Origin of the sequence: Lactobacillus sp. (genome assembly GCF_051873315.1) — a bacterium.
Classification (GTDB): Bacteria; Bacillota; Bacilli; order Lactobacillales; family Lactobacillaceae; genus Lactobacillus.
In genome coordinates this window covers 1-15063 of the sequence record NZ_JBJEES010000013.1, presented here as the reverse complement: position 1 = coordinate 15063, position 15063 = coordinate 1, and the positions used below count along the sequence as shown (strand labels likewise).

The following is a 15063-nucleotide window of genomic DNA, read 5'->3' as shown; positions in this document are numbered from 1 at the left end:
TGAGCGAGGCTTTCAACGACCTCTTCAAGTAAAAAATGACAAAGGGCATAAAAAAAGAACTCCGGCAGGAGTTCTTTTTTGCTATCAAGCTTTATTTCTTTTCGATCAGCATTGGCAGGATCATCGGCCGTCTTTCGGTGCGGGAGTATAGGAAGTCCTGCAGGTTCTCGACGATCGCCTTGCGGATTTCGCTGTCCTTAGGCTTGTCGCTCTTAGCCATTTCCGTCTTCAAGACATGGTAGACGTGCTTCTGGGCCGCGTTGATCAAGTCCTGAGACTCGCGCATGTAGACAAAGCCCCGGCTGAGGATGTCAGGACCTGCCAAGACCCGCTTGTGCTTGTAGTCAACCGTGGCTACGGCAACGACCAGCCCTTCTTCAGACAGGATCTGCCGGTCGCGGACAACAATGTTGCCGACGTCAGCGGCACCGGAAGTGTCGACGAAGACGTCCTTGACGTGAATGTCACCGGCAATTCTGGCCCCGTCAGGGCTGAAGCAGACTACTTCACCATTCTTCAAGACGAAGGTGTTTTCTGCTGGCACGCCTGCTTGCTGGGCCAGGTGGGCGTGGACAACCTGCATCCGGTATTCCCCGTGCACCGGGATCATGTACTTTGGCTTAGACAATTCGACCATGAGCTTCAGTTCTTCCTGGCCGCCGTGGCCGGAAGTGTGGACATTGTTGACCCGGCCGTGGACGACGTTGGCTCCGCCTTCCATCAGCTTGTTGATCAGCTGGTTGACGCTCAAGGTGTTGCCTGGAATTGGGTTTGATGAGAAGATCACGGTGTCGTGCGGCTTCAGTTTGATCTGCCGGTGGGTGCCGTTGGCAATCCGGGAGAGGGCAGCCAGAGGTTCACCTTGCGAACCGGTGCAGAGGATCATGACCTTTTCCGGCGGCAGGGAGTTGATCGTTTCTGCGTCGACGATCAAGCCTTCCGGCACATCCAGGTAGCCTAAATCGATCCCGTTTTGGATCCCGTTCTCCATGCTCCGGCCAAAAATCGCCACCTTGCGGCCGGTGTCGATCGCGGCTTGAATGGCGGTTGACACCCGGTAAAGGTTGGAAGCAAAAGTGGCAAAAATGATCCGGCCCTCAATGCCGGTGATGATGTTGTGCAAAGAGCCGGCAACGAAGCGCTCAGACTTGGTAAACTGCGGCACTTCGGCATTGGTTGAGTCGCTCAAGAGGGCCAAAACGCCTTCTTCACCCAGCTGGGCCATTCTCTGGAAGTTAGGGGCCGGCTGGTTCATGACTGGGGTCAAGTCGAACTTGAAGTCACCGGTGAAAACAACCGCGCCAAGCGGAGTGTGAACGGCAATCCCCAAAGTGTCGGGGATTGAGTGGGTGGTTCTAAAGAAAGTCACGCTGAGCTTGTCAAAAGTCAAAACCGTGTCTTCATGTTCTTCATGCAGTTCAGTCCGATCCAGAATTCCATGTTCTTCACACTTGCTCTTGATCAAGGCCAGGGCAAAAGGCGTGGCGTAGACTGGAATTTCCGGAATCTTTTCCAGCAGGAAGGGAATCCCGCCGATGTGGTCTTCGTGGCCGTGGCTGACAACCAGGGCCTTGATCTTCTCCCGGTTCTTGACCAGGTAGGAGTAGTCGGAGATAACATAGTTGATCCCCAGCAGCTCGTCTTCTGGAAACTTGATGCCGCAGTCCATGATGACGATTTCGTCTTGGTATTGGACGCAGTACATGTTACGGCCGATTTCGTGTAATCCCCCGATCGCGAAAACGGCTACTTCGTTTTGCTTAATCTTCACTGTCAGCTTGGCCGAAGGCAGTCAGCTTGAAGTCGGCGTGTTCTTGTTCGTACTTCAAGGAGTTGCCAGTTAATTCTTGGATGAGCTCGATGTTGTAGGGGGTGTTTTGTTCAACGAGGGCTCTGGCTTGGACAACGTTGTCGGCTTCCATGTAGAGAGTCTGGGTCGTTTCTCTGCGTGGGTTAACGATCTTGTCCTTTTGATATAAAACTTTGTAGATCATAAAAAATCTCCTTATTGTTTAATTGTAATTCGATCTCTGTTTGAGAAATTTTGACAAAAATACTCAATAGCTAATTAAAGTTTAGCATAATTAGAAAAGCAAGTATAGAAACAGAACTTGCCTATAAGGAAAAAGAGAACAAAAAAGTCCAAGCCAGGACGAAGCGGGCTGGCTTGGACTCTTGGGCCTAGTAGATGACGATGGTGTCTTCATCCAGGGCAAATGGGTTCTTCTTGTTGATCCGGTCGTAGAAGAGGTGGCCGTTCAAGTGGTCGATTTCGTGGCCGGAAACGATGGCTGGGTAGCCTTTGAGGCGGATGGTCTTTTCCTCGCCGTCAACTGTCCAGTAGTGAACCGTAACCTTGTTTGGCCGCGGAACGTAGCCGTCAATGACCTTGTCGACGCTGAGGCAGCCTTCGCCTTCGCCCAGGCAGGTCTTGCGGACGGATTCAGAGATGATTTCCGGGTTGACGTAAACTTCCTTAAAGATAATTTCACCCTTGTCATCTGGAACCAGAAGAGCAGCCATGGATACGCCTTCTCCGACCTGCGGGGCAGCCAGGCCGACGCCGGCCCGGAGCTGGTGCTTGGCGGCAATCTTTGGATCTTGTGAGTTTACCAGGTATTCCATCATGTCATCGGCCAGCTTGCGGTAGTGGTCTGACAATGGAAAAGTCAATTTTTGAGCAACTTGCCGCAAAACGGGATCCCCGTCGCGGACAATATCTTTCATTAAGATCAATTTCGTTTCTCCTTTTAAAATAATCGCTAATATATTTTTACCACAAAAACGCCCCTTATGGTTAAACATTCTCTGAAAAGCCTTTGTAAACTAAAGGAAATTTGTTGACCAGGTCCAAGAGTGGTTGTACAATAGATGATTGTAAAAAATATAAACTGATTACTTCGGCCAGCCTACTATCTAAGGCTAAAGGGAACTGTGCTTTTGTCACAGTTCTTTTTATGAGGAACGGGGAGGAAACATTTTTGGCAGATCAAAAGAGAAGAGAAAACATCAGAAACATCGCGATCATCGCGCACGTCGACCACGGTAAGACTACCCTGGTTAACCAGCTGCTCAAGCAGTCAGACACTTTACCAGAACACATGAACCTGGAAGACCGGGCAATGGACTCCAACGCCATTGAACGTGAACGTGGGATCACGATTCTGTCAAAGAACACCGCGGTCAGCTACAAGGGCACGACCATCAACATCCTGGACACCCCAGGCCACGCCGACTTCGGTGGGGAAGTTGAACGGATCATGCACATGGTTGACGGTGCCCTGCTTCTGGTCGACGCTTACGAAGGCCCAATGCCGCAGACTCGCTTCGTTTTGCAAAAGGCCCTGGAAGCCGGCGTTAAGCCAGTTGTTGTCGTTAACAAGATCGACCGTCCTGGTGCTCGTCCAGCTGAAGTTCTGGATGAAGTCCTGGAACTCTTCATCGAACTTGGCGCCAACGACGAACAACTTGAATTCCCAGTTGTTTACGCTTCTGCCTTGAACGGTACTTCCAGCTACTCAGACGACCCGGCTGACCAGGAAGAAACTATGGACCCGGTTTTCGACACCATCATCAAGGCCATTCCGGCTCCACTTGACAACGAAGACGAACCTCTGCAGTTCCAAATCACCATGCTTGACTGGGACGACTACGTTGGCCGTATCGGTGTCGGCCGCGTTTACCGGGGCAAGATCAAGGTCGGCGACGAAGTTACTGTCATGAAGCTTGACGGTTCCAAGCAAAACTTCCGCGTGACCAAGCTCTTTGGTTACTTCGGTCTGAAGAGAAACGAAATCAAGGAAGCCAAGGCTGGCGACATCATCGCCATCAGCGGGATCAATGACATCTTCGTCGGTGAAACCATCGCTTCTAAGGAAAACCCAGAAGCCTTGCCAATTCTGCGGATCGACCCGCCGACTCTGCAAATGGACTTCGTGGCCAATGACTCACCATTCGCCGGCCGGGAAGGCAGCCAGGTTACTCCAGCCAAGCTGGAAGAACGGCTTTTGCGGCAAACCCGGACTGACGTTTCCTTGAAGGTTGAACCAACGGATCAATTGAACGCCTGGACTGTTTCAGGCCGTGGGGAACTTCACCTGTCCATCCTGGTTGAAGAAATGCGCCGGGAAGGCTTCGAACTGCAACTGTCACGGCCAAAGGTTATCTACCGGGAAGTTGACGGGCAAATGTGCGAACCATACGAAGCTGTCCAAGTCGATGTGCCAGACGAATACGTTGGTTCAGTTATCGACGGCTTGTCCCAACGCAAGGGTGAAATGCAGAACATGGTTTCCAAGGGCAACGGCCAGACCCGCTTGGAATTCTCAGTTCCTTCCCGTGGTCTGATCGGCTACAACAACGAATTCATGTCCGCAACTGGTGGTTACGGGATTATGAACCACACCTTCAGCGAATACAAGCCAGTCGTTAAGAACTGGAACCCAGGCCGGCGCAACGGTGCTTTGGTTTCCATCAACCAGGGTCAGTCAACTACTTACTCCCTGCAGTCAGTTGAACAACGTGGCCAGCTCTTCATCGGTGCCGGCGTGCAAGTTTACGAAGGGATGATCGTTGGTGTATCTTCCCGTGACCGTGACATCGCTGTCAACGTAACCAAGGGCAAGAACCTGACCAACACCCGTGCTTCTGGTAAGGACCACGCGGCTGCCATCAGAACGCCAAAAACTTTGACTTTGGAAGAATCAATCGAATTCTTGAACGATGACGAATACTGTGAAGTAACTCCAGAAAGCCTGCGCCTGCGGAAGAAGATCTTGAACACTTCAGAACGGCAAAAGTTTGACAAGAAGAAGGCCAAGACCAACTAATTGTTATTTTTTGGTAAGTCTCTCCCCCTATTTATAGGAGGAGGGGCTTTTTTGTTTTATAATGAAAAGCGACGATTATTTTTAATGAGGGGAAATAGTGAAAAGCGTGAAGGAAAATAAAACGGGAGCTGGCAAAATTGCCAAAATAAAAGAGACATTCAAATATTTCGACTACCGGATCTTCATCGTCTACTTGCTTTTGATGACGATCGGGGTGATCGCGGTCTATTCAGCCAGTTCAGAAATCCTGCTGATCAACGGTTTTAAAGCCACGGTTTATGGGCAAAAGCAGCTGATTTACGCCTTTTTCGGGGTGATAATCTGCCTGGCCTGTTACAGCATCAACCTGGATTACTTAAGGCGAGGCAAGCTGCTCTTATGGCTGCTGTTAATCGTGGCTGGATTATTGGTCTACGTTAGGGCTTTTGGCCAGGCAGTCAACGGGGCCAAGGGCTGGATCAACCTGGGCCCGATCAACATCCAGCCTTTGGAACTGGCCAAGCTGGTCTTGCTCTTGTATCTGGCCCGGATGCTGGCTAAAGCCGATGGGCGGTTAGTGCGCGGGCATATCATTTCCCAGCTTTTGCCAACGGCTTTAGTAGCAGGCTTTTTGATGATTCTGGTCTTGATCGAGCCAGACTTCGGGGGGACAGCCATTCTTTTTTGCCTGGTCTTGATCATGTACTCAGTTTCCGGTATTCCAACCGGCTACGCTCTTTTGAGTCTAATCGGCATCACCGTTCTGGTCGTCGGGGGTTTCAGCTTGATTGTGGCCTGGAACCCGAGCTTCTTGCAGGATGTTTACGTCTACAAGCGTTTCATCGCTTTTTTGCACCCGTTTAAGACAGCGGCTAATGAAGGGGCCCAGCTGGTCAATTCCTATTACGCTATCCACAACGGCGGTTTATTTGGCCTGGGCCTGGGCAACAGCATCCAGAAGCGGGGCTATCTGCCAGAACCTTACACGGACTTTATTTTGTCGATTATCGCCGAAGAAGTCGGCTCTTTGGGGGCGTTATTAGTTCTGGGCCTGCTCTTTTACCTGATGCTTTTGATCATGGAGCGGGGGGTCAAGGCCCAGTCCCAGTACTCCACCTTGATCTGCTTCGGGGTGACCGCGATTATCTTTTTCCAGACTTTATTTAACGTTGGCGCGGTATTAGGCCTGATGCCGATCACTGGGGTGACTCTGCCCTTTATCTCTTATGGTGGGTCATCACTCTGGGTTTTGTCGGCCGCTATTGGCCTGGTCTTAAATGTTACCGCGGAAGAAAAAATCAGACAGGAGGTGCAAGCAGCTGATGAGTATTAACCAAGAATTAAAAGAGCAGGAGATTCCCAGCCGGACCAGTCTGATCGTGTACCTGCGCAATGTCAACAACGACCAGTTCAAGCTGCGCCGGTTCGGGGACATCGTTTATTTTTCCAAAAAGCTGCATTATTTGATTCTGTACGTCAACCAGGAAGAGGCGGAAGAAACGGCTAGCAAGCTGCGGAGCTTTAGCTTTGTCAAGAAGGTTGAATTTTCCCAAAATGATGCCCTGGACCTGGACAATCAGAAGATTGAGCAGCAGATCAGCGACATGGCCAAGGAGGCCGAAGAGAAGTTAAATCAGACAGATAAAGAGGACTGGATCAAGTGAGAATCATTTCTGGAAAATACGCCAAGCGGAATCTGTTTACACTCAAGAGCCAAAAGACCCGGCCAACTAGTGACAAGGTCAAGGAATCCTTGTTCAACTCCCTAGGCCAGTTTTTTGCTGGAGGAGAGGTCCTGGACCTGTACGCTGGCAGCGGGGCTTTGGGCATTGAAGCCGTCTCCAGAGGTTGCGACCATGCGGTATTAAACGACGTCAGCCGGCCGGCCTGCCAGATCATCAGGAAAAACGTGGACCTAACCAAGGAGCCGGACCGCTTTGAGGTCTTCACCATGCCGGCTAAAGTGGCCTTGAAGGTTTTCGCTGAGCAGGAAAGGAAGTTTGACCTGGTCTTTTTGGATCCGCCATATGCCAAGCAGCAGATGGTCAAGGACATGACCGCTCTTGCTTCCTTGGGCCTGCTCAATCCTGGAGCCAGGATAGTCGTGGAAACTGATGAGCAGACAGACTTGCCGCCGGTTTCAGGCTTTGACCTTTTGAAAGACCACCATATGGGCAAGACTATCGTAAGAATTTACCAGAGGGCAGAATAGATGACGACAGCGCTATTTCCGGGGAGTTTTGACCCCATTACCAACGGACACATGGATACCATTGAGCAGGCGGCGAAGGTCTTTGACCGCCTCTTGGTCGTGGTAATGACCAACAGCTCAAAAAAGGCGCTTTTCACGCCAGATGAGCGAGTGGACTTGATCCAGGCCGCGGTAAAAGAACAAGGACTGACTAATGTTGAGGTCCTGGCCCGGCCTGGCCAGCTGACGGTTGACCTGGCTAAGGAGCTGGGGGCCGGAGTCCTGGTCCGCGGGGTCCGCAACAGCAGCGATTTTCTCTATGAGCAGCAGATCGCCCAGCTGAACCAGGAGCTAGCCCCGGACCTGCCGACTGTGTTATTTATGGCTAAAGCGGCCAATAGTGCTTTGGCATCGAGCATGCTGAAGGAAATTGCCATGTTTGGGGGCGACTTGGACCGCTTTTTGCCCAAAAAGGCCGCCAGAGCCTTGAAGGAGAAGCTGCAAAGTGAAAGTTAAAAAAGACAGACAAAGCAAACAGTGGCGCCGGGCCCTGGTTGGCTTATTTACAGTCATCCTGCTGGCCCTGGTCCTGCTTATGCCGACCAAGTACGTGATTGAGGCGCCAGGGGATGCCCTGCCGGTCGGCGACTATTTAAAGACCACCGGGGTTAAGCCCAAGAACAACCTCTACTTCGTGACCGTGAGCGAAAGGCGGGCGGTTTTAGGCGACTATTTATGGTCTTTTACCCAGCCATATGAAGACCGCTTGACCATGGATGAAGTGACCGGGGGGTCAAGCACTGAACAATATGAACAGCTGCAGGAATGGTACATGCAGACCAGCCAGCAGACGGCCATCTATTACGCGGCTAAGAAGGCAGGGCTTAAACCCAAGCTGAAGTATCAGGGCGTATATGTGATGGACCTGCAGTCTACTTCCAGCTTTAAAAAGAAGCTCTTGATCGGGGACACGATCGTGGCGGCCAACGGGCATAAGTTCAAGTCCGTCAAGGGCTTCATGAGCTATCTGCAAAAGCAGAAGATTGGGCAGAAGGTGTCGATTACGGTCTTGCGGTCCGGGAAAAAGCGGACTTTTACCGGGAAAATCGTCAAGGTTAAAGGCACCGGCAAGCCGGGGATCGGAATCAGTATGGTGGAAAGAGTCAAGGTTGAAGTCAGCCCGAAGACCACCATCAGCACGGGCGACATCGGCGGCCCGTCAGCTGGTCTGATGTTCTCCCTGGCCTGCTACCAGAACTATACTGGCAAGGACTTGACCAAGGGCCATAAGGTTGCCGGGACGGGGACGATCGACGCAAGCGGCAAGGTCGGCATCATCGGCGGCGTGGACAAGAAGGTCGTGGCCGCGGATAAGGAAGGAGCAGAAGTATTTTTCGCCCCAACCGACCAAACCGGGGTCAAGAAGTCCCAGACCAACTACGCCGTGGCCAAAAGAACGGCCAAGAAGCTGGGCACGAAGATGAAGATCGTGCCGGTGGCAACTTTTGACGATGCTTTGAAATACCTGCAAAAGCACTACAAGTAAAGAACAAACAGATTAAAAGAACCGAAGCCAGCCTTCGGTTCTTTTTTTGCCTCAGTAACTTTTTCCCGGCTTTTTTAGGAAAAAAGGCTGTATTTGGCGTACTAGTTATTGAGGTGATAAAAATGAATCAGTCAAACGAAAAAACGGAAGGCAAGCAAAAGCTGCAGGACCTGCTTGCCTGGCTGACCGAAAAGAAAATGTACATCATAATCGTTTTGCTGGCGCTAGGGGGCTTTTACTATGTCAACCGGCAGCCAGCCGCTGACAATTCAGCTCTTTTGTCCAGCAGCCAGAGCATGAGTGAGAATAGTGGCCAGAGCCTGCAAAGTTCCAGTGTCAGTTCAGTGGCTTCCAGCGCCAGCTCAGCGGCTGGCGCAGCAAATAGCGAAGTAGTCTGCGATATTTCAGGAGCCGTCAAGCACCAGGGGGTCTATCGGCTGAAAAACGGGGCAAGGCTGGAAGACTTGATTGAAAAGGCCGGAGGCTTGACCAAGGATGCCCAATTGAAGGCCATCAACCGCAGCCAGCTGTTAAAAGACCAGGACAAGATCTACATCCCTGGCAAGGGGGAGAAGGTGGAAGCGGCCCAGACTGCTAATTCAGCCTCGGCAACTACTCCTGCTTCTTCTTCTGCTTCTTCATCAGCTTCTTCTTCAACTTCTGGCGCAGCTTCTGGTGACTTGATCAACTTGAACACGGCCACGGCGGCCGACCTGCAGAAGCTGAACGGGATCGGGGAAAAGAAGGCTGAGCAGATCATTGCCTACCGGCAGGAAAAAGGGTCTTTTAAGAGCATTGATGAGTTGAAAGAGGTGTCGGGAATTGGCGACAAGACCTTCGCGGCAATTAAGGATCAGCTTACGATCTAGCCTGGAAGCCGGTTTTTACTTTCTTTTGGCCTTGGCCAGCGTCAGCTTGTGTGGGGTCTTTCAATTGCAAAAATGGGGAAGGCTCTTGGCCTTGGCTGCCTTGCTTTATCTGCTGTTTTTGCTCAAGGGAAAATATGGAGGCTTATTTAAATTTGCTCTTTCTTTCTTGCTCCTGCTGGCTTTAGTCTTGGCTAAAGACCAGGTGAAGCCGGGCGAGCCGGCAGGCGACATCCGCCTTTATCCTGACCAGGTGAAAATTACTGACGGCTGGCTAAGCGGGCGGGGGCAGACTGCGACGCAGCAAGTGCAGGTTTACGGGCCGGCAAGCAGGGAGGCACTAGCTCTGCTTGAAAATGGGCAGAGCATTTACTTAACGGATGTTTCTGGAGCCGTCAGCGAGATTGAGCCGGCGACCAATCCGGGCCAGTTTGACTACCGCCGCTATTTAGCCAGCCAGCATGTCTACCGGCAGGTCAAGCTGGCTAATTATCAGGTAAGGCCAGCTCCGGTTAGTCTTTTGACCCGCCTGCATGGCCTGCGCTGGAAAATTCAAGCTTATCTTAAGCGCCTGCCGCGCCTCTTGGCCTTTTTTGCCAGTGAATTGCTGCTGGCGGAAAATCCGGCTGGGGACAACCAGGCCAACTTGAATACCTACCGGGATCTGGGGGTTATCCATATCTTGAGCATTTCGGGGATGCACGTGGGTATTTATGTCTTTGCCTTGGCAGTTTTAGGCAGCTGCCTGCACATGACCAAGGAGGAAGTTTTTGCCGCCTCCTGCGGCTTGTTGGCTTTTGAGGTCTTCCTGAGCGCGGGTCAGCCCGGTTTTATCCGGGCGACTCTCAGCTATCTTTTTTCTGCCGGCCTGGCTTTTAAGGGCCGGCGGATCGGCCGGGCGGATTTGCTGGGCTTGACCTATTGCTGCCAGCAGCTTTTTACTCCCCGCCTTTTGCTGGAAACGGGCGGGATCTTGACCTATTGTTTGGCCCTGGGCCTGGTCTTGACGGCGAAATTGCCAAACTTCAGGCAGGCCTTCTGGCTGAACGGCCTGCTGACGCCGTTTTTGCTTTACTTTTTCTACCAGGTCAATGTCTGTACGATTTTTTACAATATTTTGGTCGTGCCCTATTTCAATTACATAGTCATGCCTTTGACCGGACTGGCCTTGCTGGCTCCGCCCGGTCTGACGGCAATTTTTGAAAAAATCCTGGAGACGGCGGAAGGCCTATTGGCTAATATAGCCAAAACCGGCTTTGGCCAGTTGATCTATGGCCAGGTCAAGGGCTGGCAGCTGGCCCTGCTATTTGCTTTGACCTTCCTGTATCTCATTACGAGTAAAAAGAAATACCGCCATATTCTGGCGGCAGTTTATCTCTTAATTTTTGTCAGCATCCATTTTCCTTTGGAGGGGCAGGTCTCTTTTATCGACGTGGGCCAGGGCGACAGCATCCTTTTAACGACGCCCATTAGGCGCCGGGTCTACTTGATCGATACCGGGGGCAAGCTGACTTTTGGCAAAAAGAAGCAGAGCCAGCCCCAGATTGACCGGATTACAATTCCCTTGCTAAAATCCCAGGGAATCAGCCAGATTGACGGTGTCTTCGTCAGTCACCAGGACGCTGATCATGTCGGTGACTTGGGGCCGCTTTTAGAAGAAATGCCAGTCAAACGCCTCTATATGGGGGCCGGCCTTATTCAAAATCCCAGCTTTCGGGCTAGGATAGCCGGCCGGGTGGCAAAGACCAAGCTGATTGAGCTGAAGGCAGGGATGGAGGTAAAAGAAGCGATCAACTTCCAGGTTCTGCACCCAGAAGTAGCGGGAAAAGGGGAAAACAAGGACTCTTTGTCGCTCACTTGCCGCTTGGCCGGGAAAAGTTGGGGCTTTACCGGTGACCTGGACCAGGCAGGTGAAGAGGCAATTATCAAGAAGTATCCGGATTTAAAAATTGACTACTTCAAACTTGGCCACCATGGCAGCGATACGTCTTCTTCAACTGTTTTTTTACAGGCAATCCAACCGAAATTAGTCTTTATCTCAGCCGGCCGGAACAACCGCTACCACCACCCCAAGCCGGAAACTTTAGCCAAATTGCACCAATTGGGGATTTCCTACCTCAATACTCAAACGGAAGGGATGATCAGCTGGCATTACGGCAGCAAGGAATACTTCAGCAGTTTTCTGGAAGGGCGGCGGGTATGTTATCATTATTAAAGACTTACTTTTAGAGGGAGGAAAGCGGCTTGCCAAATTTAATATCCCTGTTTCCCAACAGCCAGGCAGGCAACCCAAATGTCTTGCTGCAGGGACCGGATGCTTTTTTAAATGACTATCTGGCTCACAATTATGTCCAGCAAGCAGCCTTTCAAGGTCTGGAGAAGGTGACAGTCGACTGCGAGAGCGATCCGCTGGACGACTTGATCGCTGCTTTGGCGGAGGCTAGCCTCTTCAGCCAGCAAAAACTGGTTTTAGTCAAGAACCCAATTTTTTTGACGGGGAAATTCCCAGCCAAATATAAGCAGCAAGGGGACCAATTGCTGGAAATCTTCAGCCACCTGGACCAAATCGACGATGTGATCGTTTTAGTAGCCAGCTATGAGAAGCTGGACCGGCGCAAGAAACTGACCAAGCAGGTGGAAAAGAGCTTCAACACAGTCTCTACCGCTGTCAAAAGCTATGAAAGCGGCCGGGTCATGCAGGCCTTAGTCAAGGCGGAAGGCTACCGCTTTGGCAAGGGGGCCATGGACCTCCTCATGGAGAGAAGCGACCAGGTTCTGGACGCGGCCCTGGGCAATTACAACAAGCTGAAGGCCATCAGCGACGGCCAGGAAATCAGCCGGGACTTGGTGGACCGGAACATCGACCTTAGCCTGGACCAGAATGTTTTTGCTATTTTGGAAGCTGCCTTAAAAGGTGACTACCAAGAGGCGATTGACCGCCTGGACGGACAGCTGCGGGAAGGAACCTACCCCTTGCAGCTGGTCGCGGTCTTTTTCAGCCAGGTCGAATTTTTGCTCTGCGTGAAGGTGATGGGGCAGAGAAGGCGGAGTGAAAGCGAGATCGCCAAGGAATTGTCCGCCCACCCTTACCGGGTCAAGACAGCCTTGAAGTCCAGGGCGAAAGTCGGCCAGCTGAAGCGGATGCTGGCTCAGCTGATCCAGCTGGACTACCGCTACAAGAGCGGGGTCTGCCAGGGCAGCCGCTTTTTAAAGGCTTTTATCTTGACCTGCTAGGCAAAAAGAGAAACAAAATACAGAAAAAGGCAAAAGAAAAAGAGCGGGAAACGAATTGTTTCTCGCTCTTTTGTTGATTGCTAGTTTAATTACTTAGCAAGCTTAGCCAAACGACTCTTGTCACGGTTAGCCTTGTTCTTGTGGATCAAGCCCTTTGAAGCAGCCTTGTCCAATTCACGGATAGCAGCAACGTGTAATTCGGAGGCGTTGTCCGCACCAGCAGCTTGAGCAGCCTTGAACTTCTTAACGGCAGTTCTCATAGTGCTGAGTTGAGCAGCATTGCGTTCGTTAGCAACAGCTTGAGTCTTAACACGCTTGATAGCAGATTTGATTTGTGGCATTAGGTTCACCTCCAATAACTGATTGAAATTCACTAAATTATTATACTGAAAGCCGGCGCCAGATGCAAGAAGAAATTTTGCTTGCTTTTTCTAAAAAATCGGGTATGATTATATTTGTTATGTGAACCTCGGACGTTGTCTTTACGTTTCACCTAACGGCTGACGCTGTCCGGGGCAATTTTTTTAAAGAAAGGTGCAGAAACATGGCAGTTTCAAAAGAAAGAAAGAACGAAATCATCAAGGAATACGCAACCCACGAAGGCGACACTGGTTCCGTAGAAGTACAAGTTGCTGTTTTGACTGAAGACATCAACAACTTGACTCAACACATGCGTGAACACTCACACGACCACCACTCATACGTTGGTCTGTTGAAGAAGATCGGTCACCGTCGTAACTTGCTTCGCTACTTGCAAGAAAACGACCTGGAACGTTACCGTGCATTGATCGCTCGTTTGGGTCTGCGTCGTTAATCAAGGACTCATCAAGAGGCTGGGCTTTTCCCGGCCTCTTTTCTTTTTCTCTTTTTTGCTTTTCACTTTTCTTTCTTTTCCTTTGCAGGCTTAGTGACTATCATGCTCATGCCCTTTATGTTAAAATTAAAAAGATTATAAGCGTTTTGATCGACAGATCCATATAAAGCATCTATCAGACAAAGAATTGATTTAACATGATTACGAAAAGGAGAGGTTTATGTCAGACAAGTTAAAAATCATGGTTCTCAGCGGGGTCCGCGAGCAGGGCAAGGACATGTTTGCCGTTCAGGTAAACGATGAAATTTTTGTTTTGGACGCCGGCCTCAAGTACCCGGACAGCTCATTGTTCGGGATCGACGTGGTAATTCCGGACATGGAATTCTTCAAGCAATATGGTGACCAAGTCGCGGGGATCTTTTTGACCCACGGCCACGCCGACTCTATCGGGGCTTTGCCATACATTCTGCGGGACTGGGACATTCCGGTTTTCGGCTCAAAATTAACTATCGAACTGGCCAAGATCGACGTGCAAAGAGAAAACAAGCGGCGGAACAACCAGCTTTTCAACGTTATCGACGCCGATACGGAAATCGACTTCAAGAATGCCAGCGTGTCCTTCTTCCACACCACTCACTCAGTGCCGGACTCTTTGGGGATTGTCATCCATGCTCCGCAAGGGCAGATCGTCTACACCGGTGACTTTAAGTTTGATCCTTCAGCCCGGCCAGCTTACCGGACTGACATGACCCGGCTGGCTGAAATCGCGGAAAACGGCGTTTTGGCCCTTTTGCCGGACTCATCCAACGCTGAAGCGGTTTTCCCGAACGCCAGCGAAAATGAAGTAGGTGCCTACATCACCAATGTCTTCAGAAACGCCAAGGGCCGGATCATCGTGGCCGGCAAGGCTTCCAACTTGAACCGGGTTCAGCAGGTCTTTAACGCCGCTGCCGCTACCGGCCGCCGGGTTCTTTTGACTGGCCGGGACGTGGCCAAGATCGTCCACACTGCCATGAAGCTGGGATACCTGGAAGTGCCGGACGGGCTTTTGATGAAGGTCAAGGAACTCAAGGACGTGCCGGATGAAAAGACGGTCATCCTGGAAACCGGCCGGATGGGCGAACCGCTCCAGTCCCTGCAGAAGATGGCCAACAACCGCCACCGGATGATCACCATCCACGAAGGGGACCTGGTCTTTATCGCCACGACCCCGTCACATGCCGTTGAAACCACGGTGGCCATCACCAGCGATATGGTTTACCGGGCTGGCGGCACGGTTATTGAACTTGGCCGCAACATGCACACTTCCGGCCACGCGACTGGCCGGGACCTACAGACCTTGATCGACCTCTTGAAGCCGCGGATCCTGGTTCCGGTAATCGGGGACTACCGGCTTTTGGAAGCAGTCAAGGACTTAGCCGTTGAAACTGGGATGGACCCAGACGACGTCTACATTACCCAAAACGGGGACTGCCTGGAATACGACACTAAGCGCGGCCAGTTCTTCCGCGGGGATGCTGTACCAGGCGAAGACACGATGATCGATGGCTCCGGGGTCGGCGACGTGGGCAACATCGTTTTGCGCGACCGGGAAGTTTTGTCAG

The 15063-nt window shown here is 51.4% G+C and carries 15 protein-coding genes; 11 read left to right on the top strand and 4 right to left on the bottom strand.

Annotation, left to right across the window (positions count from 1 at the left end; genetic code table 11):
* Positions 1 to 91 precede the first annotated feature (91 nt).
* From rnjA to def, 3 genes are all read right to left on the bottom strand, one after another.
* On the bottom strand, positions 92 to 1771 hold the full coding sequence (gene rnjA, locus ACI32D_RS00675; protein ID WP_439774755.1) for a ribonuclease J1: 1680 nt from the start codon (positions 1769 to 1771) through the stop codon (positions 92 to 94).
* Positions 1761 to 1994: a DNA-dependent RNA polymerase subunit epsilon gene (locus ACI32D_RS00670; RefSeq protein ID WP_439774754.1), complete on the bottom strand. Its 234-nt coding sequence runs from the start codon at positions 1992 to 1994 to the stop codon at positions 1761 to 1763. Before ACI32D_RS00670 ends, rnjA begins: the two co-directional genes overlap by 11 nt.
* A gap of 187 nt (positions 1995 to 2181) precedes the next feature.
* The gene (gene def, locus ACI32D_RS00665; RefSeq protein ID WP_439774753.1) at positions 2182 to 2736 is read right to left on the bottom strand and encodes a peptide deformylase; all 555 of its coding nucleotides are present in this window, start codon (positions 2734 to 2736) and stop codon (positions 2182 to 2184) included.
* Between the two features lie 221 nt (positions 2737 to 2957).
* Here def and typA point away from each other — a divergent pair, with 221 nt between their 5' ends.
* From typA to holA, 9 genes are all read left to right on the top strand, one after another.
* Positions 2958 to 4829, top strand: coding sequence for a translational GTPase TypA (typA, locus tag ACI32D_RS00660; protein WP_270448173.1), 1872 nt, complete (start codon positions 2958 to 2960; stop codon positions 4827 to 4829).
* Positions 4830 to 4935: 106 nt separating this feature from the next.
* A complete protein-coding gene (locus tag ACI32D_RS00655; RefSeq protein ID WP_439774752.1) occupies positions 4936 to 6141 on the top strand; it encodes an FtsW/RodA/SpoVE family cell cycle protein in 1206 nt (401 codons plus the stop codon).
* The gene (locus tag ACI32D_RS00650; RefSeq protein ID WP_439774751.1) at positions 6131 to 6472 is read left to right on the top strand and encodes a YlbG family protein; all 342 of its coding nucleotides are present in this window, start codon (positions 6131 to 6133) and stop codon (positions 6470 to 6472) included. Before ACI32D_RS00655 ends, ACI32D_RS00650 begins: the two co-directional genes overlap by 11 nt.
* The gene (gene rsmD / locus ACI32D_RS00645; RefSeq protein WP_439774750.1) at positions 6469 to 7020 is read left to right on the top strand and encodes a 16S rRNA (guanine(966)-N(2))-methyltransferase RsmD; all 552 of its coding nucleotides are present in this window, start codon (positions 6469 to 6471) and stop codon (positions 7018 to 7020) included. Before ACI32D_RS00650 ends, rsmD begins: the two co-directional genes overlap by 4 nt.
* Entirely contained in the window at positions 7021 to 7515 is a 495-nt protein-coding gene (gene coaD, locus ACI32D_RS00640; RefSeq protein WP_439774749.1) for a pantetheine-phosphate adenylyltransferase, read from the top strand.
* Positions 7505 to 8545 (top strand): SepM family pheromone-processing serine protease, encoded by a 1041-nt coding sequence (locus tag ACI32D_RS00635; protein ID WP_439774748.1) that lies wholly within the window; start codon positions 7505 to 7507, stop codon positions 8543 to 8545. The genes coaD and ACI32D_RS00635 overlap by 11 nt, the downstream gene beginning before the upstream one ends.
* 122 nt (positions 8546 to 8667) lie before the next feature.
* On the top strand, positions 8668 to 9414 hold the full coding sequence (locus tag ACI32D_RS00630; protein WP_439774747.1) for a helix-hairpin-helix domain-containing protein: 747 nt from the start codon (positions 8668 to 8670) through the stop codon (positions 9412 to 9414).
* A 1-nt stretch (position 9415) separates the two neighbouring features.
* Positions 9416 to 11626 carry a DNA internalization-related competence protein ComEC/Rec2 gene (locus ACI32D_RS00625; RefSeq protein WP_439774756.1) on the top strand — a complete coding sequence of 737 codons (2211 nt, stop codon included), beginning with the start codon at positions 9416 to 9418 and terminating at the stop codon, positions 11624 to 11626.
* Between the two features lie 29 nt (positions 11627 to 11655).
* Positions 11656 to 12645 carry a DNA polymerase III subunit delta gene (holA, locus tag ACI32D_RS00620; RefSeq protein WP_439774746.1) on the top strand — a complete coding sequence of 330 codons (990 nt, stop codon included), beginning with the start codon at positions 11656 to 11658 and terminating at the stop codon, positions 12643 to 12645.
* An 89-nt stretch (positions 12646 to 12734) separates the two neighbouring features.
* Here holA and rpsT read toward each other — a convergent pair whose 3' ends face one another.
* The gene (rpsT, locus tag ACI32D_RS00615; protein ID WP_270448164.1) at positions 12735 to 12986 is read right to left on the bottom strand and encodes a 30S ribosomal protein S20; all 252 of its coding nucleotides are present in this window, start codon (positions 12984 to 12986) and stop codon (positions 12735 to 12737) included.
* A gap of 203 nt (positions 12987 to 13189) precedes the next feature.
* On the opposite strand from rpsT, the gene rpsO reads away from it, so the two are divergent.
* Together rpsO and ACI32D_RS00605 are read left to right on the top strand one after the other, a co-directional pair.
* Positions 13190 to 13459, top strand: coding sequence for a 30S ribosomal protein S15 (gene rpsO / locus ACI32D_RS00610; RefSeq protein ID WP_002879084.1), 270 nt, complete (start codon positions 13190 to 13192; stop codon positions 13457 to 13459).
* A gap of 220 nt (positions 13460 to 13679) precedes the next feature.
* Positions 13680 to 15063, top strand: a 1384-nt coding sequence (locus ACI32D_RS00605; RefSeq protein ID WP_439774745.1) for a ribonuclease J, incomplete at its 3' end; no start/stop codon positions are given.

Excerpts from the sequence above, each read along its gene's own strand:
- ACI32D_RS00670 (WP_439774754.1), bottom strand. The coding sequence starts at position 1,994 with ATGATCTACAAAGTTTTATATCAAAAGGACAAGATCGTTAACCCACGC.
- typA (WP_270448173.1), top strand. The coding sequence starts at position 2,958 with ATGAGGAACGGGGAGGAAACATTTTTGGCAGATCAAAAGAGAAGAGAA.
- ACI32D_RS00650 (WP_439774751.1), top strand. The coding sequence starts at position 6,131 with ATGAGTATTAACCAAGAATTAAAAGAGCAGGAGATTCCCAGCCGGACC.
- coaD (WP_439774749.1), top strand. The coding sequence starts at position 7,021 with ATGACGACAGCGCTATTTCCGGGGAGTTTTGACCCCATTACCAACGGA.
- ACI32D_RS00630 (WP_439774747.1), top strand. The coding sequence starts at position 8,668 with ATGAATCAGTCAAACGAAAAAACGGAAGGCAAGCAAAAGCTGCAGGAC.
- rpsT (WP_270448164.1), bottom strand. The coding sequence starts at position 12,986 with ATGCCACAAATCAAATCTGCTATCAAGCGTGTTAAGACTCAAGCTGTT.
- rpsO (WP_002879084.1), top strand. The coding sequence starts at position 13,190 with ATGGCAGTTTCAAAAGAAAGAAAGAACGAAATCATCAAGGAATACGCA.